The organism is Methylobacterium sp. WL12 (assembly GCF_008039475.1).
Lineage (GTDB): Bacteria > Pseudomonadota > Alphaproteobacteria > Rhizobiales > Beijerinckiaceae > Methylobacterium > Methylobacterium cerastii.
Genome location: NZ_VRUW01000059.1, coordinates 1 through 23,037 on the forward strand (window position 1 = coordinate 1; position 23,037 = coordinate 23,037).

A 23,037-nucleotide genomic window follows, 5' to 3' on the forward strand; every position below is an offset into this window, starting at 1 on the left:
AGACGCCGACGACGGTGGCGCCGCGGCGCTCGCTGGCATCGAAGCCGTAGCCGGCGTTGATACCGAAGTAGGCGCCGGTCCAGGTGAACACCGGAACGGGCGTGAACACCGGCGGCGGTGCGCGACGGGGAAGGTCGGCAGCGGACGCGGCGGCGGTGAGGCCAACGAGCACGGTGGTGGCGAGGAGAAGGCTCTTCATTTTTTCTGGGTCCTGATTGGCAAAGCCGAGGTGGTTCTAAACCGGGTTGCCCGCTCGGTCTGTCGCTTTCCTGCAACAAGCTCGGCTAGATGAACCGGAAGCCGTCAACGAAAGGTGAAGGTTACGCCCGGCTTACTCGATGTCGTTCGCGTGTGTGTTTTGGCGCACATGGCTGGGGGAAGAAGATCAAATGGATTTCCCGCCGGGGTTCTGTTGTTTAGATTTGCGCGCCGCGGCCGCGGAAGTCGGCCCAGTGCTTATCAAATGATAAAGGGCGCCGCTGGCGTCGGCACTTTATTTCCGGTCGCGGACGTGGCTCGGTTCGTAAGGCCGGGATTAACCCTGTGGCGTCATCCTCCATGCCAACGGACGCACGGGCGACCCGGGGGGAGGATCACGATGGGCGAGGACGATGAACCGGCGCCGTCGCACGGCACCTTGCGCTGGGCGATCCAGACAGCCGGCATCGCCGGTTTGTTCGGTCTGGTGGCCGTCCACCACTTCGCGCAACCGGATCGCATCCCGCCCGCTTCGACCCACGTCGCCCAATCCGGCATAGCCCGCGGCGTCATCGATCCCGAGACCACCGGCTCGATCGCGCAGGGCGCTCGCGCGGTGAGACTCGACCCCTGCGGCCTTCCGGGCGGGACGCACGCGCTGCGTCCTTGAGAACGGCACGGCCGTTTCGCACGGGGAAACCCCGCCTCGGCGGCGGCCTCCAATTGACAAGTGGTAGCAAGGGCCTAAGTGTCCCGCGCATCCGCAGGTGCGACGGGCTTGCGTTCCGACAGGCCGTCGCCGCCGTCGCCGCGAGGAGTTCTCCGCGCCGGCCTGCTTGACCCCGCGCGTAACGGTTCTCAAAAGATTATGTCATTTGCCGATCTCGGATTGAGCGACAAGGTCCTCCAGGCCGTCACCGCCGCCGGCTATACGGAACCGACGCCGATCCAGAGCCAGGCGATTCCGCACGTCCTCGCGCGCCGCGACGTGCTCGGCATCGCGCAGACCGGCACCGGCAAGACCGCGGCCTTCACCCTGCCGATGCTGACCATGCTCGAGAACGGGCGTGCCCGCGCCCGGATGCCGCGAACCCTCATCCTCGAGCCGACGCGCGAACTCGCGGCGCAGGTCGTGGAGAACTTCGACCGCTACGGCACCAACCACAAGCTCAACGTCGCGCTGATCATCGGCGGCGTCTCCTTCGCCGACCAGGATGCGAAGCTGACCCGCGGCACGGACGTGCTGATCGCGACGCCGGGCCGGCTCCTCGACCACTTCGAGCGCGGCAAGCTGCTTCTGAGCGGCGTCGAGCTGCTGGTGATCGACGAGGCCGACCGCATGCTCGACATGGGGTTCATCCCCGACATCGAGCGCATCGTGAAGATGGTGCCGTTCACGCGCCAGACGCTGTTCTTCTCCGCGACCATGCCGCCGGAGATCGAGCGCCTCGCTGACATCTTCCTGCACAACCCCGAGCGGATCGAGGTGGCGCGCGCCGCCTCCACCGCTTCGACCATCGTCCAGCGCCTGGTCGCGACCTCGTCGGACGGCAGCGTTAAGCGCGATCGCCTGCGGCGGCTGATCCGCGGCGAGGCGGACCTCAAGAACGGGATCATCTTCTGTAACCGCAAGCGCGACGTGGCGCTGCTGCAAAAGTCGCTGGTCAGCCACGGCTTCGATGCGGCCGCCTTGCACGGCGACATGGACCAGCGTTCGCGCACAACTGCCCTCGACGCCTTCCGCGGCGGCGAGACCGCGCTGCTGGTGGCCAGCGACGTCGCCGCCCGCGGCCTAGACATCCCGGCAGTGAGCCACGTCTTCAACTTCGACGTGCCGAACCATCCCGAAGACTACGTCCACCGCATCGGCCGCACCGGCCGCGCCGGCCGCTCGGGGGCGGCCTTCACCCTGGTCAGCCGCAGCGACGACCGCTCGCTGCAGGCGATCGAGTCGCTGATCGGCCAACCGATCCCGTGGATGGACGGCGACCTCGATACCGCTGCGACCGCCACCACTGTGCCCGCGGCCGAAGAGGACGGAGAGCCCCGCACCCGTCATCGCGGACGCTCCACCGAGACGTCGCGGCGCGGCCGGAGGGCTCCGGCCGAGGCCGAGGCGCCGCGCGAGGCCCGGTCGCCCAGGGCGCGCCGTGGGTCGCCAGACGCCGAACCAACGGCCAACCTAGAGTCGCCCCCTTCCGAGGAGGCGGCTCCGCGCCGCGAGGCCCGCAGCCGGCAGGACGAGCCTCGGCGCGAGACTCCACAGCGTCAGAGGGCCGAGGTTCGGCCGCGCACCGAGCGGCCCAGCGCTCCCCCTCTGCGCCCGGTTCAGGAGCGGTCGCGCGACGACCGCGGCCACGGGCGGCGGCGCGACGAGGACGGCGACACGCCGGTCGGCCTCGGCGATCACGTGCCCGCCTTCATGTTGCGTTCGGCGGCGATCAAGAAACAGGACTGACGTCATATCCGCGACCTTGGCCTTAACGGTCCGTCCACGCTCCTTGAGGTAGCTTGTGATGTCGGTTCCGTTCGCATCACGCGCCGGGACCGTGACGGACCGACGGGGATCGGATGAGCGACGGGCAGTACGCCGACCGTGATCGCAGCTTCGCCTTGGCGCAACGCGCCCAGGAATTGATGCGCGATTACGGGCCTTCCGCGACCCCGCGGGCCTATGCCGTCTGGTACACCTACGTGTCCGGCGACCGCCCCTTGATGAACGACGCGATCAAGCGGCTCACCGCGCAGAGCGCGGGGCTTTCGCCGACGGACATCGACGAACTCTACGACACGTATCTCGACGGCTCGCGCTACGCCGCCGCCGCAGGTGAAACCGGCGCGACGATGCTGGCTGAGATCGAGGGCGTCATGGAGATGCTCGACCTCTCCCTCGGCTCGGCGGCGCAGTACGGCGAGTCCCTGCGGGCGTTGAGCCTCGACCTTTCGGTCTCGACCCTGAACCGCGCACGCCTGCGCGAGATCGTGGCGACCCTGGTCGCCACCACCCGCGAGGTGGCATCCAACAACCGCACCCTCGAAGCGCGGATGCGCGAGAGCCGCACGGAGGTCGAATCGCTGCGCGAAAAGCTCGAGGCGACCCGGATCGAGAGCCTGACCGATCCGCTGACCGGACTTGCGAACCGCAAGCACTTCGAGGAGATGCTGCAAAAGGCCCTCGACGGCGCGGCCCGCGGCGCCCATCCGAGCCTGATCGTCCTCGACATCGACTTCTTCAAGCGCTTCAACGATCTCTACGGCCACCTCATCGGCGATCAGGTGCTGAGGCTGGTGGCGGTCGTGATGCGGGAAAGCGTCGAGAAGGGCGCGATGCTCGCCCGCTTCGGCGGCGAGGAATTCGGCATCCTTCTGCCGAACGCCACCCGCGAAACTGCCCGCGCCATCGCCGAGAAGGTCCGCATCAGCGTCATGGGCCGGGAGCTGATGAAGCGTTCCACCGGCGAGTCGCTCGGCAAGGTCACGATCTCGCTCGGCGTCGCGACCTACCGCCGTGGCGACAACCCGGTCTCGCTGCTGGAGCGCGCCGACCTGTGCATGTTCGCGGCCAAGCGTTCCGGCCGCAACCGCACGCTCGACGACGCGACCACGGCCGAACTCGCCGCCGCGGTCGCCTGATCCGAAAAGGCGTCGTTCAGGCCGGGGCGAGCAACCGCTCCGGGCCGACCGGCGTGATCGCGACGGACTCGCCGCAGCCGCAGGCCGAGGTCTGGTTCGGGTTGTTGAACACGAACTGCGAGGCGAGCTTGGACGTCTGGAAGTCCATCTGCGTGCCGAGCAGGAACAGCAGCGCCTTCGGATCGACGAAGACCTTCACGCCGCGATCCTCGACCATGTCCTCGCCGGGCTTGCGATCCTCGGCATATTCCATCGTGTAGGACATCCCGGCGCAGCCGCCGTTCTTCACGCCGACCCGAAGCCCGGCGATCGGCCGGTCTGCGTCGGCGATGATCGCCTTGATGCGGTCGGCTGCCGCGTCCGTCAGCGACATGACCTTGAAACTCGTGGACATCGGTGTCTCTCCGGCAGCCGGGTTCAAGGCCCGGGCGGTTGAGGGTGGGCGTACGGCGTTAAGATAAGGATCGCGACGGGCGTGGTCTACACCCACGCCCGAGCCATGCTAGGATCATCGCGGTCGATCGGAGGAGCCCATGGGCGAGCCGGCAATTCCCAGGATGAGCGCGGACGAGTTCTTCGCGTGGCAACGCGACCAGGATGGGCTCTACGAACTCGTTGACGGCATCCCGGTGCCGCACGTGAAGATGATGACCGGAGCGAGCGTCCAGCACGACCGGGCCACCGTGAACATCATCGCGTCGCTTCATGGGCAGTTGCGTGGATCCGGCTGCCGTCCGACGACCGACGACGTCGCGATGCGCACCAGCATCACGACGATCCGCCGCCCGGACATCACCGTGGAATGCGGCGACCTCGTTCGCGACACCTACGAGAACCGTTCGCCGCGCCTCGTCGTCGAGGTGCTGTCGCCCTCGACCAGCAGCATCGACCGGTTCAAGAAGCTCGACGAATACCGGCGTCATCCGACGCTGCGCTACATCCTGCTCGTCGAGACCCGCTTCTCCGGCGCCGTCCTCTATCGCCGGGACGAGGATGGGGGCGCCTGGGAAATCTCGGCCTACGAGGCGATGACGGACCGGATCGACCTGCCCGCCATCGGTGCCGCCCTGGACCTCGCCGACATCTACGAGGACATGACGTTCGAGCGCGAGCCGGAGCCGCCGCGCTGATCGGCCGGCCTCACCACATGTCGAGGGCGACGCGGGCCTCGTCGGACATGCGGCTCTGATCCCACGGCGGATCGAACACCATCGTCACCGCGCAGGACTGGACGCCGGGCACTTTGGCGACCGCATCCTCGACCCAGCCGGGCATCTCGCCGGCGACCGGGCAGCCCGGCGCCGTCAGCGTCATGTCGATGGCGACCTTGCGGTCGTCGTCGATGTCGACCTTGTAGATTAGGCCGAGCTCGTAGATGTCGGCCGGGATCTCCGGATCGTAGACGGATTTCAGCGCCGCCACGATGTCGTCGGTCAGGCGGTCGAGTTCCGCCGGCGGCACGCCCTCGGCCCCCGCGACCTTCGGCGTGTTCGCGCCCCCGGTGATCGTCGCATCGCTGCTCATCGTCGTCTCCTTTTCGGGCCACCGCCAAGCGGCCGCCAGGTCCATACGCTCAGGCGAACATCATCTCGGCGCGGGCCAGCGCCTCGGCCAGCACGTCGATCTCGGCGCGGGTGTTGTACAGCCCGAACGAGGCGCGGCAGGTGGAGGTGACGCCGAAGCGCGTGAGCAGCGGCATGGCGCAATGCGTGCCGGCGCGGACCGCTACGCCGGACCGGTCGATCACCGTCGCGATGTCGTGGGCATGCGCGCCCTTCATCTCGAAGGCGATGACGCCGCCCTTGCCCTTGGCGTTGCCGATCTGGCGGACCGAATTCATCGCGCCGAGACGCTCCTGGGCGTAGGCCGTGAGGTCGGCCTCGTGCGCGGCGATCTTCTCGCGGCCGATCCCCATCATGAACTCCAGTGCGGCGCCGAGGCCCACCGCCTCGACGATCGCGGGCGTGCCCGCCTCGAAGCGGTGCGGCGGGTCGTTGTAGGTGATGGCGTCCTGGCTCACCGTGCGGATCATCTCGCCGCCGCCCTGGTAGGGCGGCAGGCGGTCGAGCCATTCCTTCTTGCCGTAGAGCACGCCGATCCCGGTCGGGCCGTAGACCTTGTGTCCGGTGAAGACGAAGAAGTCGCAATCGAGGGCCCGCACGTCGATTGGCTGATGCACCGCGCTCTGCGCGCCGTCGAGGAGCACCGGCACGCCGTGGGTGTGGGCGATGCGCACGATCTCCGCCGCTGGCGTGACCGTGCCGAGCACGTTCGACATCTGCGTGATCGCGACCATCTTGGTGCGCGGCGTGAACAGCTTCTCGTATTCCTCGACGAGGAAGTTGCCGTCGTCGTCGACCGGCGCCCACTTGATCACCGCCCCGCGCCGCTCGCGTAGGAAGTGCCACGGCACGATGTTGGAATGGTGCTCCATGATCGAGAGGATGATCTCGTCGCCCTCCCCGATCATCCCGCCCCAGCCCATCGACGACGCCACGAGGTTGTAGGCCTCGGTGGCGTTGCGGGTGAAGATGATCTCATCCGTGGACGCGGCGTTCAGGAACTGCCGCGTCGTCTCGCGCGCGCCCTCGAACCCTTCGGTCGCCGCGTTGGCCATGAAGTGCAGGCCGCGGTGGACGTTGGCGTACCCGGTCTCCATGCACGCCACCATCGCGTCGATCACCGCACGCGGCTTCTGCGACGAGGCGGCGTTGTCGAGGTAGACGAGCGGCTTGCCGTAGACCTTTTCGGAGAGGATCGGGAATTGCGCCCGGATCGCCTCGACGTCGTAGGCTGGATGCAGCATGGGTGCGTTCATGGTCGCGACCTTCGATCCGGGTTATCGTTCACAGCGTCGCCCCTCCCCGGCGCCATCCTCATTCCGATACGCTGGAGTGAGGCGGCTTTCGGAAGCCGCCGGACGCGCTGAAGTTCTCCTGCGAGAGCCGCCAAGGCGGCCCCCCTAGAAAAGGGCGGGGAGGGATACCGCGACGCGAAGGGTTCACCCCCGCGACGCGAGCCACGCCTCGATCTCGCCGATCAGCGCGGCGCGTGCACCCTCGTGGGTCACAGATTCCACCGCCTCGCCGACGAAGGCCTGCACCAGCAGGCTCTCGGCGATCGGCTTCGGCAGGCCGCGGGCCATGAGGTAGAACAGGAGATCCTGGTCCGGGGCGCCGCATGTGGCGCCGTGGCCGCAGGCGACGTCGTCGGCGAAGATCTCCAGCTCCGGCTTGTTCATCATCTGCCCCTCGTCGGAGAGGAGCAGACAATCCGACTTCATCTTGCCGTCGGTCTTCTGCGCGATCTGGCGGACGATGATCTTGCCCTGGAACACGCCGGTGGCGTCCCCGTCGATCACCGTCTTGAACATCTCGCGGCCGACGCCGCCGACCGCCGCGTGGTCGGCGAGCAGGGTCGAATCCGCAAGCTGCCCGTCGCCGAGCATCGTGGCGCCGTTGACGACGGCGTTCACGTTCTCACCGGCGACGTGCATGAAGATCTGATGGCGCGACAGGACCGCGCCGGTAACGAGGTTCACGGTCTCCAACTGCGATTCGTCGTCGAGCCGGACGCTGATCGTCGACAGGGCGATCGCCTTGTCGCCCTCGCGGTTGATGCGCGCGTGCCGGAAGGCGGCATGCTTGCCGACATGCACGTCCAGGGCGTCGTTCGGCTGGTAGGTCAGCCCGTTCGGCCCTTCATGCGTCTCCAGCAGGGTGAACTCGGCACCGTCGGCGACCTCGACCAGCACCCGCGTCGCGGTCGAGAAACCCTCGGCGCCGGCGCCGACGAAGCGCAGGTGCAGCGGGGTCTCGACCTTGGCGCCGGCCTCCACCGAGATCAGCGCGCCGTCGGCGAGGAAGGCCGTGTTGAGCTGGTAGATCGGGTTCTCCCGCGCCTGCGCGACGGGGGCGAGGTTCTTGAGGCGCGCGTCGCCCTGGCTGAGGGCGTCGTTCAACGGCGACACCGAAACGCCGGCCGGGACGCGATCGAGGTCCGACAGCTCGCGGATCAGGTGCCCGTTGACGAAGGTCAGGCGTACCGCCTCCATCGCCGAGAACGCGGTCGCGGAGGCGACGGCGGCCTTCGCCACGTCGAGGGACGGCGCTTCGGCCGGCGGCGCGGCTTCCTGCATCGCGGCGCGCAAATCGGTGTACTTGAACGCCTCGACGCGGCGGCTCGGCAGGCCCGCCGCCTCGAAGAAGCGGAACGCCTCTTCGCGGTCGATCGCTTTATCGCTGCCGAAGCCCTTGCGGGCGGTCTCGAACAGGGTCGAGAGACCGGTCTCGGCCGAGGTGCGGAGGTTGGCGATGTCGGCCATGGGCTTACGCGGCCTCGTTGGTGCGGTACTCAGCGTAGCCGGACGCCTCGAGTTCCTTGGCGAGCTCCTTGCCGCCGGTCTTCACGATCAGGCCCTTCGACATGACGTGCACGGTGTCGGGCACGATATAGTCGAGCAGGCGCTGGTAGTGGGTGATGACCAGGAACGAGCGGCCTTCCGCGCGTAGCGCGTTCACGCCCTCGGAGACAATGCGCAGCGCATCGATGTCGAGGCCGGAATCGGTCTCGTCGAGCACGCAGAACTTCGGCTGCAGCAGCGCCATCTGCAGGATCTCCATGCGCTTCTTCTCGCCGCCGGAGAATCCGACGTTGAGGGCGCGCCGGAGCATGTCCTTGTTGATCTCGAGCTTCTCGGCGGCCGCGTTGACCTGCCGGATGAAGTCGGGCGTGGCGATCTCAGCTTCGCCGCGGGCGCGGCGCTGGGCGTTGAGGCAGGCCTTGAGGAAGGTCATCGTGCCGACGCCGGGGATTTCCAGCGGGTACTGGAAGGCGAGGAACACGCCGGCGGCTGCGCGCTCGTCGGCGCCCATCTCCAGCACGTTTTGGCCGTCGAGCAGGATCTCGCCGTCGAGGACCTCGTAGTCCTCCTTGCCGGCGATGACGTAGGAGAGCGTCGACTTGCCGGAGCCGTTCGGCCCCATGATCGCGGCGACTTCGCCGTCGTTCACGGTGAGGTTCAGGCCGTTGAGGATGCGGTTGTCCTCGATCTGCACGACGAGGTTCTTGATTTCGAGCATGTTGGCTTAGTCCCGTAAGAATACGTATCCCGCGCTTCGTCGGCGCGAAGGGCGCCTCCCCCACCAGGGGGAGGGCATTTCAAAGCGTCTGGCCGAGGCGCGTCAGCCGACCGAGCCTTCGAGGCTGATCGAGATCAACTTCTGGGCCTCCACCGCGAACTCCATCGGCAGCTGCTGCAGCACGTCGCGGACGAAGCCGTTGACGATCAGCGCGGTCGCCTCCTCTTCGGAGAGGCCGCGCTGGAGGCAGTAGAACTTCTGGTCCTCGGAGATCTTCGAGGTGGTGGCCTCGTGCTCGAACACTGCGCTCGCGTTCTTCGACTCGATGTAGGGCACAGTGTGCGCCCCGCACTGGTCGCCGATCAGCAAGCTGTCACAGTTGGTGAAGTTGCGCGCGTTCGACGCCTTCTTGTGCGCCGAGACGAGCCCGCGATAGGTGTTCTGCGAGCGGCCGGCCGAGATGCCCTTCGAGATGATCCGGCTGGTGGTGTTCTTGCCGAGATGGATCATCTTGGTGCCGGAATCGACCTGCTGCATGCCGTTCGACACCGCGATCGAGTAGAACTCGCCGCGGGACTCGTCACCGCGCAGGATGCAGGACGGGTACTTCCAGGTGATCGCCGAGCCGGTCTCGACCTGCGTCCACGAGATCTTCGAGCGGGCGCCGCGGCAATCGCCGCGCTTGGTCACGAAGTTGTAGATGCCGCCCTTGCCCTCGTTGTCGCCGGGGTACCAGTTCTGGACCGTCGAGTATTTGATCTCGGCGTCGTCCAGGGCGACCAACTCGACGACCGCCGCGTGCAGCTGGTTGTCGTCGCGCTTCGGGGCGGTGCAGCCCTCGAGATACGAGACGTAGGAACCCTTGTCGGCGATGATCAGCGTGCGCTCGAACTGGCCGGTGTCGCGCTCGTTGATGCGGAAGTAGGTCGACAGCTCCATCGGGCAGCGCACGCCCGGCGGGATGTAGACGAACGACCCGTCGGAGAAGACCGCCGAGTTCAGCGTCGCGAAGAAGTTGTCGGTCACCGGCACGACCGAGCCGAGGTACTTCTTGACGAGGTCCGGATACTCGCGGATCGCCTCGGAGATCGGCATGAAGATCACGCCGGCCTTCGACAGCTCGGCCTTGAAGGTGGTGGCCACCGAGACCGAATCGAACACCGCGTCGACCGCGACGCGGCGCTCGGGGGCGATGCCCTCCAGCACCTCGACCTCGCGAAGCGGGATGCCGAGCTTCTCGTAGGTCTTCAGGATCTCGGGATCGATCTCGTCGAGCGACATCGCCGCCGGGCGCTTCGGCGCGGCGTAGTAGTAGATGTTGTTGTAGTCGACCTTGTCGTAGGCGACCCGCGCCCAGTCCGGCTCCTGCATGGTCTGCCAGCGCTTGTAGGCGTCCAGGCGCCACGCGAGCATCCACTCCGGCTCGTTCTTCTTGGCGGAGATGAAGCGCACCACATCCTCGGAGATGCCCTTCTCGGACTTCTCCATCTCGATGGTGGTCTCGAAGCCGTACTTGTACTGGTCGAGGTCGATAGAGCGGACCCGATCGATGGTTTCCTGCACGGCAGGCATCAGCGTCTCCTAAGCGTCGCCGGTTTCAAGGACCGGGGGCTTCCATGTGCGATGGCGCAGGCACGGCCCTCAGGCCGCCAACCCTCGCCGTCTATATAGGGTCTCGACGACCCGTTCGAAGGCTCCGAGGAAGCGCGCAGTGTCGCCCTCCCCCGTATTCCAGCCGAGGCTGACGCGGAGCGCCCCCGTGGCCAACGCAGGGCTCACGCCCATCGCGGCGAGAACCGGCGACCGCGCCACCTTGCCGGAGGCGCAGGCCGAACCCGACGACACCGCGATGCCGGCGAGATCGAAGGCGATCAACGCGGTCGGCGCATCGAGCCCAGGCACCGAAAAGCACAGGGTGTTGGGCAACCGCGCGGCGCCGCGGCCGAACACCACGGCGTCGGGCGCGCGGGCGAGGACCGCATCTTCGAGCGCGTCGCGCAACGTCGCGAGGCGCAGCGCGTCCGCGTCGAGGGCGTTGCGCGCGATCTCCGCCGCCTCGCCCATCCCGACGATGCCGGGAAGGTTCTCGGTGCCGCAGCGCAGCCGCGCCTCCTGCCCGCCGCCGCGGACGAAGGCCGCGTCGAGCTGGACGTCGTCGCGCAGCACCAACGCGCCGACGCCCTTCGGCGCGGCGAACTTGTGGCCCGACAGGGTCAGCGCATCGAGCCCGAGTGCGGAGACATCGAGCGGGATTTTGCCGACGGCCTGCACCGCGTCGCTGTGCACCAGGGCGCGGCCATGCGACCGCGCCAGGGCGACGACGTCTGAGATCGGCTGCACCACGCCGGTCTCGTTGTTGGCGGCGTGAACCGAGACGAGCACGTCCGCGTCGCGCAACGCGGCGAGGCGGGCGGCCAGCGCGTCGAGATCAATCACGCCGGAGGCCAGCACCGGCAGCACCTCGACGGCGTCCGCCGGGAAGCGGTGCCCCGCGGTGACGCAGGGGTGCTCGGTCGCGCCGACCAGCAGCCGCGTCGGCGCCGGGCGGCCCCAGCGGCGGAGCGCGCCGGACAGCACGGCGTTGGCGGCTTCCGTGCCGCCGCTGGTGAAGGTCACCTGCGGCGGCGTCGCCCCGACGAGTCGCGCGACGCGTTCCCGCGCCTCCTCCAGCATCGCCCGCGCCGCACGCCCCTCGGCGTGAACGGAGGACGGGTTGCCCGGAAGCGACAGCGCCCGCGCGACCGCCTGCGACACCGCCGGACGGACCGGAGACGTGGCGTTGTGGTCGAGATAGGCGCGGTCTGCTGTCATCCGATCTCCGACTGCCGAAAGATGCGACATTTCCTTGCTTTGGCACCGGGTCGGCGTGCTAAGCCGCGCCGACGACACGGTTTCGAAGCGCCGGACGGCGCTTCGGGGCTGGTCGGGGAAACGCCCGCAGCCGCGTTGTTTAGAATAGTTCTAATCGCCTAGAATTATTCTAAGAGCGCTTTTACGTCCGGCGCGGGACGAGTCAAGGCGGTCGCGCGGACCGCTCAGGCTGAGGCGTACACGGCCATCGCGGCGGGCACACCCACGCGGCACGGCCACAGGAGTCGAGGAACTATGCCCGAGGTCATCTTCACCGGTCCCGCCGGCCGACTGGAGGGTCGCTATCAGGCCCCCAAGAAGCGGGGCGCGCCGATCGCGATCGTGCTGCACCCGCATCCGCAGTTCGGCGGCACGATGAACAATCAGATCGTGTACAACCTCTTCTACACGTTCGCGAACCGCGGCTTCGCGGCCCTGCGCTTCAACTTCCGCGGCGTCGGCCGCAGCCAGGGCGCCTTCGACCACGGATCGGGCGAGCTGTCGGACGCCGCCGCCGCGCTCGACTGGGTGCAGTCGGTCAACCCCGAGGCGAAGTCGTGCTGGATCGCCGGCGTGTCCTTCGGCTCGTGGATCGGGATGCAGCTGCTGATGCGCCGCCCCGAGATCGAGGGCTTCATCTCGATCGCCGCGATGGCCAACCGCTACGACTTCACCTTCCTCGCCCCCTGCCCCTCCTCGGGCCTGTTCGTGCACGGCTCCGAGGATCGCGTGGCGCCGGCGCGTGAGGTGATGCCGGTGATCGAGAAGGTGAAGACCCAGAAGGGCGTCATCATCGAGCACCAGATGGTCGAGGGCGCTAACCACTTCTTCGACGGCAAGGTCGACGAGCTGACCCAGACGGTCGACACCTACCTCGACAAGCGCCTCGGCCGGAAGGAAGACGCGGTCTGAGCCGAGCGGCATTTTGCGGCAAACGAAAAGGGCAGGCGCCGAAACGGCGGCCTGCCCTTTTCGATTCGTGGCTCAGGCCGCCGCCCGATCGGACGGCGCCGTCTGCACCACCGGCACGGCCGGCGCGCCTTCCCATTCCGAATGGGCGGGGATCGATTCGCCCTTCATCACGATGGTGAGCGGGCGCAGCCGGGCGTAGTCGCCGACCTTGGTGTCGTAGAGCACCGTCGAGAACGCGCCGACCGAGACGCCCCTGCCGATCACGACGCGGCCGACCTTCATGATCCGGTCCTCGTAGAGGTGGGTCTGCAGGGCGGCCGTGCGGTTGATGGTGGCGAAGTCACCGATCGTCACGCAGTCGAACTCGGTGATGTCGGTGGTGAGCATGCACACCCCTTCGCCGACCTTCACGCCGAACAGCCGCAGAGCCCAGGGTAGGAACGGCGTGCCCTGGAGGTGCTCGAGCAGCACCTTGCCCGCGAGGCCCCAATAGGCGACGGCGATCGCCTCGGTGCGCATCGCCCACCACGACCACATCGGCTGCATGCCGGGCTGGTACACCCCCATCAGGGCCCACTTCATGGCGATGACGGCGGCGGACTGGATCAGCGCGATCACGACGCTGACCGTGACGAAGCTGATCGCGAGCCCGCTCCAATCGCGTTCGAGGATGTTGGGGTAGAAGTACCAATCGATCGCGGTGATCGCGAGGGTGATGTAGAGCATCGGTGAGAACGAGGTCGCGAACGCCTCGAACACGCCGCGGCGGAGCTTCACCAGCGTGCCCGGCTCGTAGGTCTGGGCGAGCGTGCCGACGTCGACGCGCTGGCGCGAGGGCAGCTTGATCGGCGGCGAGCCGAACCAGGTGTCGCCCGGCGCCATCTCGGCGTTGGCGGGCGGCTTCGACTTGATGCCGATCAGCACGTCGTCGGGGATGTCGGCGCCCGGCGGCACCACCGCGTCGTTGCCGACGAAGACCCGCGCGCCCGTGCGGGCCGGATGGAGGTGCATCCAGCCGCGGCGGATCTCCTCCTCGCCGTAGACCACCTCGTCGGCGATGAAGTTGCGGCTGCCGACCTCGGCGAGGTCGTGGCGGCTGCCGAGGTTGGTCGAGATCTCGGCCCCCTCCCCCATCTGCGCGCCCATCAGGCGGTACCACGCCCGCATGTAGACGGTGGCGAAGAGCGAGGAGAGCGTCTCCAGCGTCACCTCGGCGGCGAGCGCCACCGACCACTTGCGCAGGTAGAAGCCCGACCAGATCGAGTAGGTGCCCGAGCGCCGACGCGGCAGCACGATCCAGCGGATGCCGGCGATGAGCAGCACCGTGCCCGCGGTCATCAGCATGGCCGTCGGCCACGTCAGCAGCGGCAGGTACCAGTGGTAATCGACGTCGGTGAAGTCGGACAGCGAATCCGAGATCTGGTCGAACAGGAAGAACGCCGGAAAGATCGGCAGCAGGCCGACGGCGGGGATGGCGCCGAGCAGCAGGACGTAGATCGCCATGAAGCCGGCCCGGCGCCGGGCCGAGGCCGGGGCCTGCTCGGGCAGGTCCGAGCCGTCGGCCATCCCGACCTTGCGGCCGGGCGAGCCATCCCAGCTCTCGCCGGCGCCGACGCGGGTGCCGGCGGGAATGGTGGTCAGGTCGGCGATCTCGGCCGCGTCGCCGATCACCGTGTCGTGGCTGATGACGCAGGACGTGCCGACGGCCACGTCGCGTCCGATCTCGACCCGTCCGATGACGAGCTCGTTGCCGACGATCTCGGCGTTGGCGATGACGAGGCGGCCGCCGAGGGACGCGCCGTCGCCGATGATGAGCAGGTCGGGCGCGCCGATATCGATATCGGAGATCAGGGTGTCGGAGCCGACCTTCGCGCCCATCAGCCGCAGGTAGACGGCGATGGCGGGCGAGCCCTGCAGCCACTTGATGTGGACCAGAGGCGCCAGGCGCTGCGCAAGCCACCAGCGGAAGTAGTAGGCACCCCAGAGCGGGTAGCGGCCGGGCTTGGTCCGCCCGAGGACCAGCCACTTGGCGGCGACCGCGATCGTCGCCGTCACGGCGTTGATCGCCACGTAGACGAGGAGCAGCACGCCGAGCTCACCGAAAAACCCGAGGCCGCCGCCGGTGAGCAGCAGGTAGGTGACGAAGATGCCGAGCCACTGCGAGGTCGCGAGCGCGATGACGAACGGCAGGGCCACCGCTTGCGCCAGCCCGCACAGCGCGCGGCGCAGGAGCGGCGGCGGCACGAAGGCGAGGTCGCGGATCGCGGTCTCGATGCCGGCACCGCCGGTCCGCGCGATCAGCGCGTCCGAGATCCGGCGCAGGGTGCGCTCGCGGTAGACGTCCTGCAGCGTGATGCCGGCGAGCGCCGGCGCCTCGCGCACCGCCCCGACGAAGCGGGCGGCGAGCAGCGAGTGGCCGCCGAGGTCGGTGAAGAAGTCGCCGTCGAGGGCGATCGGTTGGTTGCCGAAGACCTGCTTGGCGGCGGCCAGCAGGGCCGCCTCGGTCTGGTTCTCCGGCGGCTCCTGCTCGCCGTCGGCTTCGACGACGGTCAGCGGCGCGACGCGCAGCGCCTTGCGGTCGACCTTGCCGGAGGTGAGGCGCGGCAGCACCTCGGCCGTCTCGAAATGGCCGGGCACCATGTAAGGTGGCATCTGCTCGGCCAGCGTCCGGCGCAAGGCCGCCCGGTCGAAGGCGTGGCCGCGCTCGGGCACGAGGAACGCGACGAGCCGGTCGACGCCGTCGTCGCTCCGCAGCACCACCGCCGCCTGGTTGATGCCTGCCTGCGCCTGGATGCGCGATTCGATCTCGCCGAGCTCGACCCGGAACCCGCGGATCTTGACCTGGTCGTCGATGCGACCGTGGAACAGGATGTTGCCGGCGGCATCGAGAGAGACCGCGTCGCCCGAGCGGTAGAGCAACGGGTCGGCGCCGTCCGAAGCGTAGGGGTTGGCGATGAACTTGTCCGCGGTGAGTTCCGGCCGCTGCAGGTAGCCCTTCGCGACGCCGGGGCCGCCGATCAGCAACTCGCCCGGCTCGCCGCGCCCGAGCAGGCGCAGATCCTCGCCCGCGACGTAGACCGAGTAGTTCGCGATCGGCCCGCCGATTGTGACGGGCACGCCCGGACGCATCTCGGCGGCGGTCGCCACCACCGTGGCCTCGGTCGGCCCGTAGGTGTTGAACAGTTTTCGCGTCGGCGTCGCCCAGCGCGCGACCAGGGGCTCGGGCAGCGCCTCGCCGCCGAGCAGGATCAGGCGCACGCTCGGAAGGTCGCCGGTGATCATCGCGAGCAGCGTCGGCACGGTGTCGATCACCGTGACGTTGGCCCTCGCGATGATCCCGGGCAGCGATTCGACGTCGCCCATCATCGCGGGGCTCGCCACGAACAGGGTCGCGCCGACGAGGTACGGGACCCAGATCTCCTCCATCGACAGGTCGAATGCGACCGAGGCGCCCTGGAACACCACGTCGTCCGGCGCCATCCCGTAGAGCGCGTTCCCCGAACGCAGGAAGTGGCAGATGTTGGCGTGGCTGATGACGATGCCCTTCGGCACGCCGGTCGAGCCGGAGGTGTAGATCAGGTAGGCGGGGTGCTGTGGCGTCAGCCCAGCGGCGCGGAGGTCCGGCGCCGCCGCGTCCGCCGGCGTGTCCGCGAGCAGGGCGTCGAGGGTCAGGGCGGGGGCGACGGCGGGCGCGCCCGGCGCCAGCGCGGCCGAGACCAGCAGGGCCTTCGCGGCGGCGTCCTCGAGGCAGACCGCGACGCGGTCGGCGGGTGCCTCGGCGTCGAAGGGCAACCACGCGGCACCCGAGAGGGTGATGCCGACCTGCGCGGTGAGCAGGTCCGGCCCGCGGGCCATCCACAGGCCGACCACGTCGCCGGGCCCGATCCCGCGGCGCGCCAGGGCGGCGGCGATCCGTCCGGCGCAGGCGAAGACCTCGGCATAGGTGACGTGCGGATGCCGGCCGGCGGCATCGGTCGCGGCGCCGTCGATCAGCGCCGGATGGTCCGGCCGGGCGCGCGCGGTCTCGGCGAAGATCTCGCCCAGCACCTCGTCGCGGATCAAGTCCGGGCGGACCGGGCCGTGCAGCACGGCGCGGTCGGATGCGGTCGCCCCGGGGTGCCGGTCCGCATCGGGCCGGATCATCTCGCCGAGGCTACTCATCGAATGCTCCGCTTCCGGCTCCCTCGTGAAGCCGGCTTCCCGTCTATCTCGCATGCGCAACCGGTCGGCGATCGGAGCGCGTTCCTGACGCCGGATCGTGCCGTTATCGAGGCAGTCCGCCGACCGGGACGGGACCCTGCGAACCGGCCCCGACGCCCGGGTGTATACCTCACCCTTGAACGGGTCTTGAATGACGAATACGAAATCTCACGCCCAGCGCCATCCGGCCGCGTCCACCACGAGCACGGCGCCCTGGCGGACGGCGATGCGGGGGGCGGCCTTGATGTCGAGATGGCCGAGCGCGACCAACATCGCGCGGGCGACGCCGCCGTGGGCGACCACCACGGTCGACCGCCCGAGGTCGGCGAAGACCGGCGCGACGCGCTCGGTCAGCATCGCGTAGCTCTCCGCGCTGGAGCCGGACGGACGGTAGCCCCAGCGGTCACGGTCGCGCGCGCTGGCGCCGCCGGGATCGCGTCGGCGGATCTCGGCCCAGGTCTGCCCCTCCCAGGACCCGAAGTCGATCTCCATCAGGCGGGGATCGCTGCGGTAGCCGGCGGGCGCGAGGCCGAGGCGGTCGCGCAAAATTTCCATGGTCCGCCGCGTGCGCAGCAACGGGCTCGCGATGAACTCGGCCTCGGCGATGCGCTCGCCCGCGAGCGCCGCGAGCCGATCCGCCGCGTCGGCGGCCTGGACCTGTCCGACGGCGTTCAAGGCGATGTCGCGCTGACCCTGCAGGCGGCCTTCCGCGTTCCAATCGGTCTGGCCGTGCCGGATGAAGTAGATCGTCGAAATGGGCTTCACGCTCCGGCGGTCCCGATCGGTGCACTCACCGGTGACGTCCGTGACGGCGGTCTCGCGGAAGGGGGGCGGTCATGGCGGCGCGGTCCATCGGGCAGTGGCGGTCTTGTGGGGCTCGGGTCGCCCCGCATGCAAAGCGGGTGCCCGATCTAGGCCGGAAGGCGATCGGCCGGTAGAAGGTCTGTCCATGAGCAAGAAGCACCGCAAGACGGATGGGCGCCAGAAGGCGGGGACGGCCGGTGTGACAAACTCGCCGGACCGTTCCGCCGCCGCCGCGCGGCGCAAGGCGCCGTCCTCGTCCCTGTGGGCCGCGGCGACCAGCGAGATCGCCGGGACCGCTCCGGCGCTGGTCGCCGCCCACCTGCCGGCCCCGGTCGCGGCGGCGGACGGGATCGTCACCGTCGCCCCGGGGCGCCGTTTCGATCTGGCGAAGGTCGACGCGAACGCCGACGGCGGCCTCGACAAGGATTGGGCGAAGGCTGCGCTGGCGACCGAGCGTGCGCGGATTCAGGCGCTGCAGGAAAAACTCTACGCCGAGCGCCAGCGCAGCCTGCTCGTGGTGTTCCAGGCGATCGACACCGGCGGCAAGGACGGCACCATCCGCGCCGTCTTCGAGGGGGTGAACCCGCAGGGCTGCAGCGTCGCCTCGTTCAAGGTGCCCTCGATCGAGGAGCGCGACCACGACTTCCTGTGGCGCTATCACCAGCGCACCCCGGCGCGCGGCATGATCGGCGTGTTCAACCGCAGCCATTACGAGGACGTGCTGGTGGTGCGGGTGAAGGACCTCGTGCCGGAGCCGGTCTGGCAGGCGCGCTACGGCCTGATCAACGACTTCGAGCGCCTACTCACCGAATCCGGCACCCACATCCTCAAGTTCTTCCTCCACATCTCGAAGGACGAGCAGAAGGAGCGCCTTGAGGCGCGGATCGCAGACCCCGAGAAGCACTGGAAGTTCGATCCGGCCGACCTCGTCGAGCGCAAGTCCTGGGACGCCTACCAGACGGCCTTCTCGGATGCGCTCACCCGGTGCTCGACGCCGCACGCGCCCTGGTACGTGGTGCCCGCCAACCGGAAGTGGTTCCGCAACCTCATCATCGCCCGCACCATCGCGGACACGCTGGAGGCGATGGACCCGCGATTTCCCGAGGCGCAAGCGGGCGTCGCGGAAATGACCGTGCCGGATTGAGGTGCGAAAGATCGGGAACAGGCGTTCGCCGAAAACGTCAGCCTGAGCCTCAATCCTTGTCGAGGCTGAGGTCCGGCGCCTCGGGGTTCTTCATCCCGACCACGTGGTAGCCGGCGTCGACGTGGAGGATCTCGCCGGTCATGCCGCGGGACATGTCGGAGATCAGGTAGGAGGCGGTCTCGCCGACCTCGCCGATCGTCACCGTGCGCCGCAGGGGCGCGTTGTACTCGTTCCACTTGAGGATGTAGCGGAAGTCGCCGATGCCAGAGGCGGCCAGCGTCTTGATCGGGCCGGCCGAGATCGCGTTGACGCGGATGTTCGACGGGCCGAGGTCGGCGGCGAGGTAGCGCACGGAGGCTTCGAGGGCGGCCTTGGCGACGCCCATGACGTTGTAGTGCGGCATCCACTTCTCGGCGCCGTAATAGGTCAGCGTCAGCAGCGAGCCGCCGTTGGGCATGATCTTCTCGGCGCGCTGGGCGACGGCCGTGAACGAGTAGCACGAGATCATCAGCGACTTGGTGAAGTTCGCTTCCGTGGTCTCGACGTAGCGGCCTGTCAGCTCGTCCTTGTCCGAAAAGGCGATGCAGTGGACGACGAAGTCGATCCCCTCCGGAAAAAGTTCGGCGGTCGCGGCGAACACCGCGTCGATCGAGGCCGGGTCGGTGACGTCGCAATGGCCGACGACGTGGGCGTCGAGCTCGCGGGCCAAGGGCTCGACACGCTTCTTCAGAGCGTCGCCCTGGTAGGTGAAGGCGAGCTTTGCGCCATGAGCATGCGCGCTTTTGGCGATGCCCCAGGCGATCGAACGGTTGTTGGCGACGCCGAGCACGAGGCCGCGCTTGCCCGCGAGCAGGTTGCTGCCTTTCGCACCGTCCCTGGCGCCTGCGCCCTGCTCGTCCGTTGCGTCGAAAGCCGCCATGCCACACCCGAAATTTCGCTCTGGCACCCGGGACTCCGGGCCACCCCGCGCTACGGGGCGGCGGTCGCGCCGGTGGCATCCTTAGCGGAGGCGCGCCGGGGACGGAAGTCCGGCGAACCCGCCCGGAGCGCCGCCGGCTATTCGGCGCGGGCGGTCCGTCGGCCCTTCACGAATTCGGTCAGGCCCGCGTCGTCCGCCGGCAGCTGGATCGCGGTCGTCGCGAACAGGTCGCCGCGGGTGCCGTCCTTCTTCGGCAGGCCCTTGCCGCGCAGGCGGAAGGTCCGGCCGGACGAGGTCATCGGCGGCATCTTCATCTCGACGGCGCCGGTGAGCGTCGGCACGCGGATCGCGCCGCCGAGCACCGCATCCTCCAGCGGCAGGTCGACCGTGGTTCGCACGTCCGCGCCGTCCACCGTGAAGCGGGCATGCGGCAGCACGCGGATCGTCAGGAGGGCGTCGCCGGGCTCCGCGCGCGGTCCGCCGGGGGAGCCGAGGCCGCGCAGGCGGATCGTCTGCCCGTCGACGACGCCCTTCGGGATCATCACGTCGAACTCGCGCCCGCCCGGCAAGCCGACCCGGAGCTTATCCTCGCTGACGATCTGCTCGAGGGTCACGCCGAGTTCGGCCGCCACGTCCTCGCCGCGGGCCGGCGCGCGCTGGCCCGGCCCGGCGCCGCCCGCGCGAAAAGCCTCGCCGAACAGGTGCGAGAAGATGTCCTCGCCCATGCCGCCTGCCATGCCGCCCGCCGGCCCGCCGCGGCCGCGGGGGGCGCCGCCGAAGTCGAACCCGCCCGCGCGGCCGCCGCCGAAGCCTTCGAACCCGGTCGCGCGCGGCTTGCCGTCGCCGTCGATCTCGCCGCGGTCGAACTGACGGCGCTTCTCCGGCTCGCCGAGGATCTCGTAGGCGGAGTTCGCCTCGGCGAAGCGGTCCTTCGCCTTGGCGTCCTTGTTGGTGTCGGGATGGTAGGTCTTGGCGAGCTTGCGATAGGCCTTCTTGATCTCGGCCTCGCCGGCAGTCTTGGGTACGCCCAGCACCTCGTAGGGATTGCGCATCGGTCTCTTGAGTTTCGTGGTTTCGCGCCGGCTTTGGAGCAGCGGCCATGCACGCCGCATGTGGGCGGCCTGTTACCCTTGCGCAACGTAGGGGCGGCGAGACTCGGCGCAAGCGCCGCCGGCGTCAACCCGACCGCAGCGCAAGGCTTGCCGGACGCAGTGCCGGGCGCGTCGCGCTCAGCCCGTCTTGTCTGTGTGGCCCTTGTCCAGGTGGCTCTTGCGCGGCGTTGCCTTGTCCAACGGAGCCTTGCCGGTGCGGATCCGCTTCAGTTCCCATTCGCCGCCGGAGGGCTTGCAGCCGGTGCCGCGCACGAAGCGGCTGCTGTTCGGCGCGATGACCGAGGCGAGGAAGTCGCGGCAGATCAGGTCCTGGGCGACGTAGGGCAGGCCGGTCGGGTTGATCGTGCCGCGCAAGGCGGTCTCCGGATTGTCCCACTTCACGGGCTTGCCGTTGCCCTGCGGGTCGAGGGCGACCCCAAGCGCGGCGTAGGCGCGGCGCCAATCCTCTTCGCCGAGGTCCGAGCCGAAGCTCGTCGGGCGCCGGTTGATGCTGCCGGTGACGATCGGCTCGTCGGCCACCGTCGCGGCCTTGGCCTCCGAGGTGGCGTCCGCGCGGAAGATCAGGAGCGGCTGGCTGCAGCCGCAGAGCATCGAGACGAGGCAGGCGGCCAGTGCCGCCGGCGCGATCCGCTTCGCACATTCCTCCGCCTGCGGCGTCGCCGCGGCCACTTCCTTCTTGTCGGGACGACGCATTACACCTGTACCCGAGACCCTGAACCCCAGCCGAGATGGCGCGTAAGTGTGCTCCAACGTCGGTGCCCCCCGACCCGGATCTCACAACGGAGGATTAAGTCGTGGACGCGTTAAAGATCGATGAGTCGGGCGGACATGATGCGGTCCCGGACGCCGCGGACTTCACCCTGAGCGACGACCCGTTCGGCCTGTTCGCGGCCTGGATGGCCGAGGCGACCGCCTCCGAGCCCGAGGACGCCAACGCCATCGCGCTCGCGACGACCGGCGCGGACGGGCTCCCCGACGTGCGGATGGTGCTGCTGAAGGGCTACGACGCGCGCGGCTTCGTATTCTACACCAACGTCGAATCCGCCAAGGGCGAGGAGCTGGCCGCCAACCCGCAGGCCGCCTTCGTGCTGCATTGGAAGAGCCTGCGCCGGCAGATCCGGGTCCGCGGTCCGGTGTCGCGGGTGACGGCCGAGGAGGCGGACGCCTACTTCGCCAGCCGCCACCGCGACAGCCGCCTCGGGGCGATCGCCAGCCGGCAGTCGCGCCCGCTTTCGGGGCGCGACGCGCTGATGGCGGAGGTGGCGGAGCTGTCGGCGCGCTACGAGGACGGGCCGGTGCCGCGGCCGGAGAACTGGACCGGCTTCCGGATCGAGCCGGTGGCGATGGAGTTCTGGCGCAACGGCGACTACCGCCTGCACGACCGCGTCCGCTTCACCCGCAACGGCGAGGGCTGGGACCGGTCGCGGCTTTATCCCTAGGGACGGGTTACGGCACCAGGGGCGGCAGCGGCGGCGCAACGCCCTCGGGCAGCGCGGTGCGGGCGACGTTCATCGTCATGGCGAGCAGCGCGTAATAGCCGTTGATGCCAGTGAGATCGATCGCCCCCTGCTCGCCGTAGAGGGCGACCAGCGCCGCGTAGGTCGGGTCGCTCACCGCCTTGTTGCGCTGGAGCTCGGTCGAGAACGCGTAGACCGCGGCCTCCTCGGACGACATGCCGTCCGGCCGGCGGCCTTCCGCGATCGCCTGCGCCACCGCCGGATCGAGGCCGGCTTTCAGCGCGATCGGGTGATGGATCTGCCATTCGATCTGCTGGCTCCACTCGCGGGCCACGATCAGGATCGCGAATTCGCTGATCTTGAACGGCAGGACGCTGTCGTAGCGCAGGTACAGGCCCATCTCGCTGGCGCGCAGCATCAGGTCGGGACTGCGCATCAGCGGCACGAACGGGCCGAAGACAGGCACCTTCCGCGCGGCCAGGAACGCGTCCGACGCCGCGACCTGGGCCGGGGTGAGGCCGTCCGCCGGGATCGCGGGCATCCGGTCGGTGGGGCGGGCCGTGTTCGGCATGGGGCGATGATCCGGCTGTTCGGGCTGCGGGACTTGGGTGATCCCGCTCCACGTCCTGCCGGTCAAGCGCTGCGGCCGGTGTTGCGGCGCGGCGAAGCCGCTGGATTTTCGAGACCGCTGCGCTTAGACCGGAGCCTCAATGCGGAGGCCCGCCGG

20 protein-coding genes and 1 pseudogene are annotated in these 23,037 nt (G+C 69.0%); 7 read left to right on the forward strand and 14 right to left on the reverse strand.

The window, feature by feature from the left end; translation table 11 throughout:
- Positions 1–199 (reverse strand): annotated as a pseudogene (locus tag FV226_RS18995) (porin family protein); the annotation flags it as partial.
- Positions 200–598: 399 nt separating this feature from the next.
- On the opposite strand from FV226_RS18995, the gene FV226_RS19000 reads away from it, so the two are divergent.
- From FV226_RS19000 to FV226_RS19010, 3 genes are all read left to right on the forward strand, one after another.
- Positions 599–868: a hypothetical protein gene (locus FV226_RS19000; RefSeq protein ID WP_147764114.1), complete on the forward strand. Its 270-nt coding sequence runs from the start codon at positions 599–601 to the stop codon at positions 866–868.
- A 198-nt stretch (positions 869–1,066) separates the two neighbouring features.
- Positions 1,067–2,656 carry a DEAD/DEAH box helicase gene (locus tag FV226_RS19005; protein WP_147764115.1) on the forward strand — a complete coding sequence of 530 codons (1,590 nt, stop codon included), beginning with the start codon at positions 1,067–1,069 and terminating at the stop codon, positions 2,654–2,656.
- 113 nt (positions 2,657–2,769) lie between these two features.
- On the forward strand, positions 2,770–3,831 hold the full coding sequence (locus FV226_RS19010; RefSeq protein WP_147764116.1) for a GGDEF domain-containing protein: 1,062 nt from the start codon (positions 2,770–2,772) through the stop codon (positions 3,829–3,831).
- Between the two features lie 16 nt (positions 3,832–3,847).
- Here FV226_RS19010 and sufA read toward each other — a convergent pair whose 3' ends face one another.
- Positions 3,848–4,225, reverse strand: a complete 378-nt coding sequence (gene sufA, locus FV226_RS19015) for a Fe-S cluster assembly scaffold SufA (protein WP_147753102.1) — start codon at positions 4,223–4,225, stop codon at positions 3,848–3,850.
- Positions 4,226–4,364: 139 nt separating this feature from the next.
- Between sufA and FV226_RS19020 the strand changes: the two genes are divergently transcribed.
- Positions 4,365–4,961, forward strand: coding sequence for a Uma2 family endonuclease (locus FV226_RS19020; protein ID WP_147764117.1), 597 nt, complete (start codon positions 4,365–4,367; stop codon positions 4,959–4,961).
- A gap of 10 nt (positions 4,962–4,971) precedes the next feature.
- Here the strand turns inward: FV226_RS19020 and FV226_RS19025 are convergent, their stop codons facing one another.
- The 6 genes from FV226_RS19025 to FV226_RS19050 all read right to left on the reverse strand — a co-directional run bounded on the left by FV226_RS19025 (position 4,972) and on the right by FV226_RS19050 (position 11,723).
- Positions 4,972–5,355 carry an SUF system Fe-S cluster assembly protein gene (locus FV226_RS19025; protein ID WP_147726384.1) on the reverse strand — a complete coding sequence of 128 codons (384 nt, stop codon included), beginning with the start codon at positions 5,353–5,355 and terminating at the stop codon, positions 4,972–4,974.
- Between the two features lie 49 nt (positions 5,356–5,404).
- Positions 5,405–6,649: a cysteine desulfurase gene (locus FV226_RS19030; protein ID WP_147764118.1), complete on the reverse strand. Its 1,245-nt coding sequence runs from the start codon at positions 6,647–6,649 to the stop codon at positions 5,405–5,407.
- A 183-nt stretch (positions 6,650–6,832) separates the two neighbouring features.
- On the reverse strand, positions 6,833–8,155 hold the full coding sequence (locus FV226_RS19035; RefSeq protein WP_147764119.1) for a SufD family Fe-S cluster assembly protein: 1,323 nt from the start codon (positions 8,153–8,155) through the stop codon (positions 6,833–6,835).
- A 4-nt stretch (positions 8,156–8,159) separates the two neighbouring features.
- Positions 8,160–8,912 (reverse strand): Fe-S cluster assembly ATPase SufC, encoded by a 753-nt coding sequence (gene sufC, locus FV226_RS19040; RefSeq protein ID WP_147764120.1) that lies wholly within the window; start codon positions 8,910–8,912, stop codon positions 8,160–8,162.
- 102 nt (positions 8,913–9,014) lie between these two features.
- Entirely contained in the window at positions 9,015–10,484 is a 1,470-nt protein-coding gene (gene sufB, locus FV226_RS19045) for a Fe-S cluster assembly protein SufB (protein ID WP_147753107.1), read from the reverse strand.
- Between the two features lie 69 nt (positions 10,485–10,553).
- The gene (locus FV226_RS19050; protein ID WP_147764121.1) at positions 10,554–11,723 is read right to left on the reverse strand and encodes a cysteine desulfurase family protein; all 1,170 of its coding nucleotides are present in this window, start codon (positions 11,721–11,723) and stop codon (positions 10,554–10,556) included.
- Between the two features lie 294 nt (positions 11,724–12,017).
- Between FV226_RS19050 and FV226_RS19055 the strand changes: the two genes are divergently transcribed.
- On the forward strand, positions 12,018–12,674 hold the full coding sequence (locus FV226_RS19055) for an alpha/beta hydrolase (RefSeq protein WP_147753109.1): 657 nt from the start codon (positions 12,018–12,020) through the stop codon (positions 12,672–12,674).
- Positions 12,675–12,746: 72 nt separating this feature from the next.
- Here FV226_RS19055 and FV226_RS19060 read toward each other — a convergent pair whose 3' ends face one another.
- Entirely contained in the window at positions 12,747–16,835 is a 4,089-nt protein-coding gene (locus tag FV226_RS19060; protein WP_147764122.1) for a Pls/PosA family non-ribosomal peptide synthetase, read from the reverse strand.
- A gap of 207 nt (positions 16,836–17,042) precedes the next feature.
- Positions 17,043–17,639 (reverse strand): histidine phosphatase family protein, encoded by a 597-nt coding sequence (locus FV226_RS19065; RefSeq protein ID WP_147764123.1) that lies wholly within the window; start codon positions 17,637–17,639, stop codon positions 17,043–17,045.
- A gap of 184 nt (positions 17,640–17,823) precedes the next feature.
- On the opposite strand from FV226_RS19065, the gene FV226_RS19070 reads away from it, so the two are divergent.
- Entirely contained in the window at positions 17,824–18,822 is a 999-nt protein-coding gene (locus FV226_RS19070; protein ID WP_147764124.1) for a polyphosphate kinase 2 family protein, read from the forward strand.
- Positions 18,823–18,871: 49 nt separating this feature from the next.
- Here FV226_RS19070 and fabI read toward each other — a convergent pair whose 3' ends face one another.
- The 3 genes from fabI to FV226_RS19085 form a co-directional block, all read right to left on the reverse strand.
- The gene (gene fabI, locus FV226_RS19075; RefSeq protein ID WP_238273260.1) at positions 18,872–19,741 is read right to left on the reverse strand and encodes an enoyl-ACP reductase FabI; all 870 of its coding nucleotides are present in this window, start codon (positions 19,739–19,741) and stop codon (positions 18,872–18,874) included.
- A gap of 137 nt (positions 19,742–19,878) precedes the next feature.
- A complete protein-coding gene (locus FV226_RS19080; protein ID WP_147764125.1) occupies positions 19,879–20,793 on the reverse strand; it encodes a DnaJ C-terminal domain-containing protein in 915 nt (304 codons plus the stop codon).
- Between the two features lie 177 nt (positions 20,794–20,970).
- Positions 20,971–21,546, reverse strand: a complete 576-nt coding sequence (locus FV226_RS19085) for an RT0821/Lpp0805 family surface protein (RefSeq protein ID WP_147764126.1) — start codon at positions 21,544–21,546, stop codon at positions 20,971–20,973.
- A gap of 167 nt (positions 21,547–21,713) precedes the next feature.
- Between FV226_RS19085 and pdxH the strand changes: the two genes are divergently transcribed.
- Complete coding sequence (gene pdxH, locus FV226_RS19090) at positions 21,714–22,292, forward strand: pyridoxamine 5'-phosphate oxidase (protein ID WP_147764136.1); 579 nt, start codon at positions 21,714–21,716, stop codon at positions 22,290–22,292.
- 7 nt (positions 22,293–22,299) lie between these two features.
- On the opposite strand, the gene FV226_RS19095 is transcribed toward pdxH, so the two are convergent.
- Positions 22,300–22,881 carry a carboxymuconolactone decarboxylase family protein gene (locus tag FV226_RS19095; protein WP_147764127.1) on the reverse strand — a complete coding sequence of 194 codons (582 nt, stop codon included), beginning with the start codon at positions 22,879–22,881 and terminating at the stop codon, positions 22,300–22,302.
- Between the last annotated feature and the right edge of the window lie 156 nt (positions 22,882–23,037).

Coding starts and splice junctions, on each gene's coding strand:
- FV226_RS19000 (WP_147764114.1), top strand. CDS start 599: ATGGGCGAGGACGATGAACCGGCGCCGTCGCACGGCACCTTGCGCTGG.
- FV226_RS19005 (WP_147764115.1), top strand. CDS start 1,067: ATGTCATTTGCCGATCTCGGATTGAGCGACAAGGTCCTCCAGGCCGTC.
- FV226_RS19010 (WP_147764116.1), top strand. CDS start 2,770: ATGAGCGACGGGCAGTACGCCGACCGTGATCGCAGCTTCGCCTTGGCG.
- sufA (WP_147753102.1), bottom strand. CDS start 4,225: ATGTCCACGAGTTTCAAGGTCATGTCGCTGACGGACGCGGCAGCCGAC.
- FV226_RS19020 (WP_147764117.1), top strand. CDS start 4,365: ATGGGCGAGCCGGCAATTCCCAGGATGAGCGCGGACGAGTTCTTCGCG.
- FV226_RS19025 (WP_147726384.1), bottom strand. CDS start 5,355: ATGAGCAGCGATGCGACGATCACCGGGGGCGCGAACACGCCGAAGGTC.
- FV226_RS19030 (WP_147764118.1), bottom strand. CDS start 6,649: ATGAACGCACCCATGCTGCATCCAGCCTACGACGTCGAGGCGATCCGG.
- FV226_RS19035 (WP_147764119.1), bottom strand. CDS start 8,155: ATGGCCGACATCGCCAACCTCCGCACCTCGGCCGAGACCGGTCTCTCG.
- sufC (WP_147764120.1), bottom strand. CDS start 8,912: ATGCTCGAAATCAAGAACCTCGTCGTGCAGATCGAGGACAACCGCATC.
- sufB (WP_147753107.1), bottom strand. CDS start 10,484: ATGCCTGCCGTGCAGGAAACCATCGATCGGGTCCGCTCTATCGACCTC.
- FV226_RS19050 (WP_147764121.1), bottom strand. CDS start 11,723: ATGACAGCAGACCGCGCCTATCTCGACCACAACGCCACGTCTCCGGTC.
- FV226_RS19055 (WP_147753109.1), top strand. CDS start 12,018: ATGCCCGAGGTCATCTTCACCGGTCCCGCCGGCCGACTGGAGGGTCGC.
- FV226_RS19060 (WP_147764122.1), bottom strand. CDS start 16,835: ATGAGTAGCCTCGGCGAGATGATCCGGCCCGATGCGGACCGGCACCCC.
- FV226_RS19070 (WP_147764124.1), top strand. CDS start 17,824: ATGAGCAAGAAGCACCGCAAGACGGATGGGCGCCAGAAGGCGGGGACG.
- fabI (WP_238273260.1), bottom strand. CDS start 19,741: ATGGCGGCTTTCGACGCAACGGACGAGCAGGGCGCAGGCGCCAGGGAC.
- FV226_RS19080 (WP_147764125.1), bottom strand. CDS start 20,793: ATGCGCAATCCCTACGAGGTGCTGGGCGTACCCAAGACTGCCGGCGAG.
- FV226_RS19085 (WP_147764126.1), bottom strand. CDS start 21,546: ATGCGTCGTCCCGACAAGAAGGAAGTGGCCGCGGCGACGCCGCAGGCG.
- FV226_RS19095 (WP_147764127.1), bottom strand. CDS start 22,881: ATGCCGAACACGGCCCGCCCCACCGACCGGATGCCCGCGATCCCGGCG.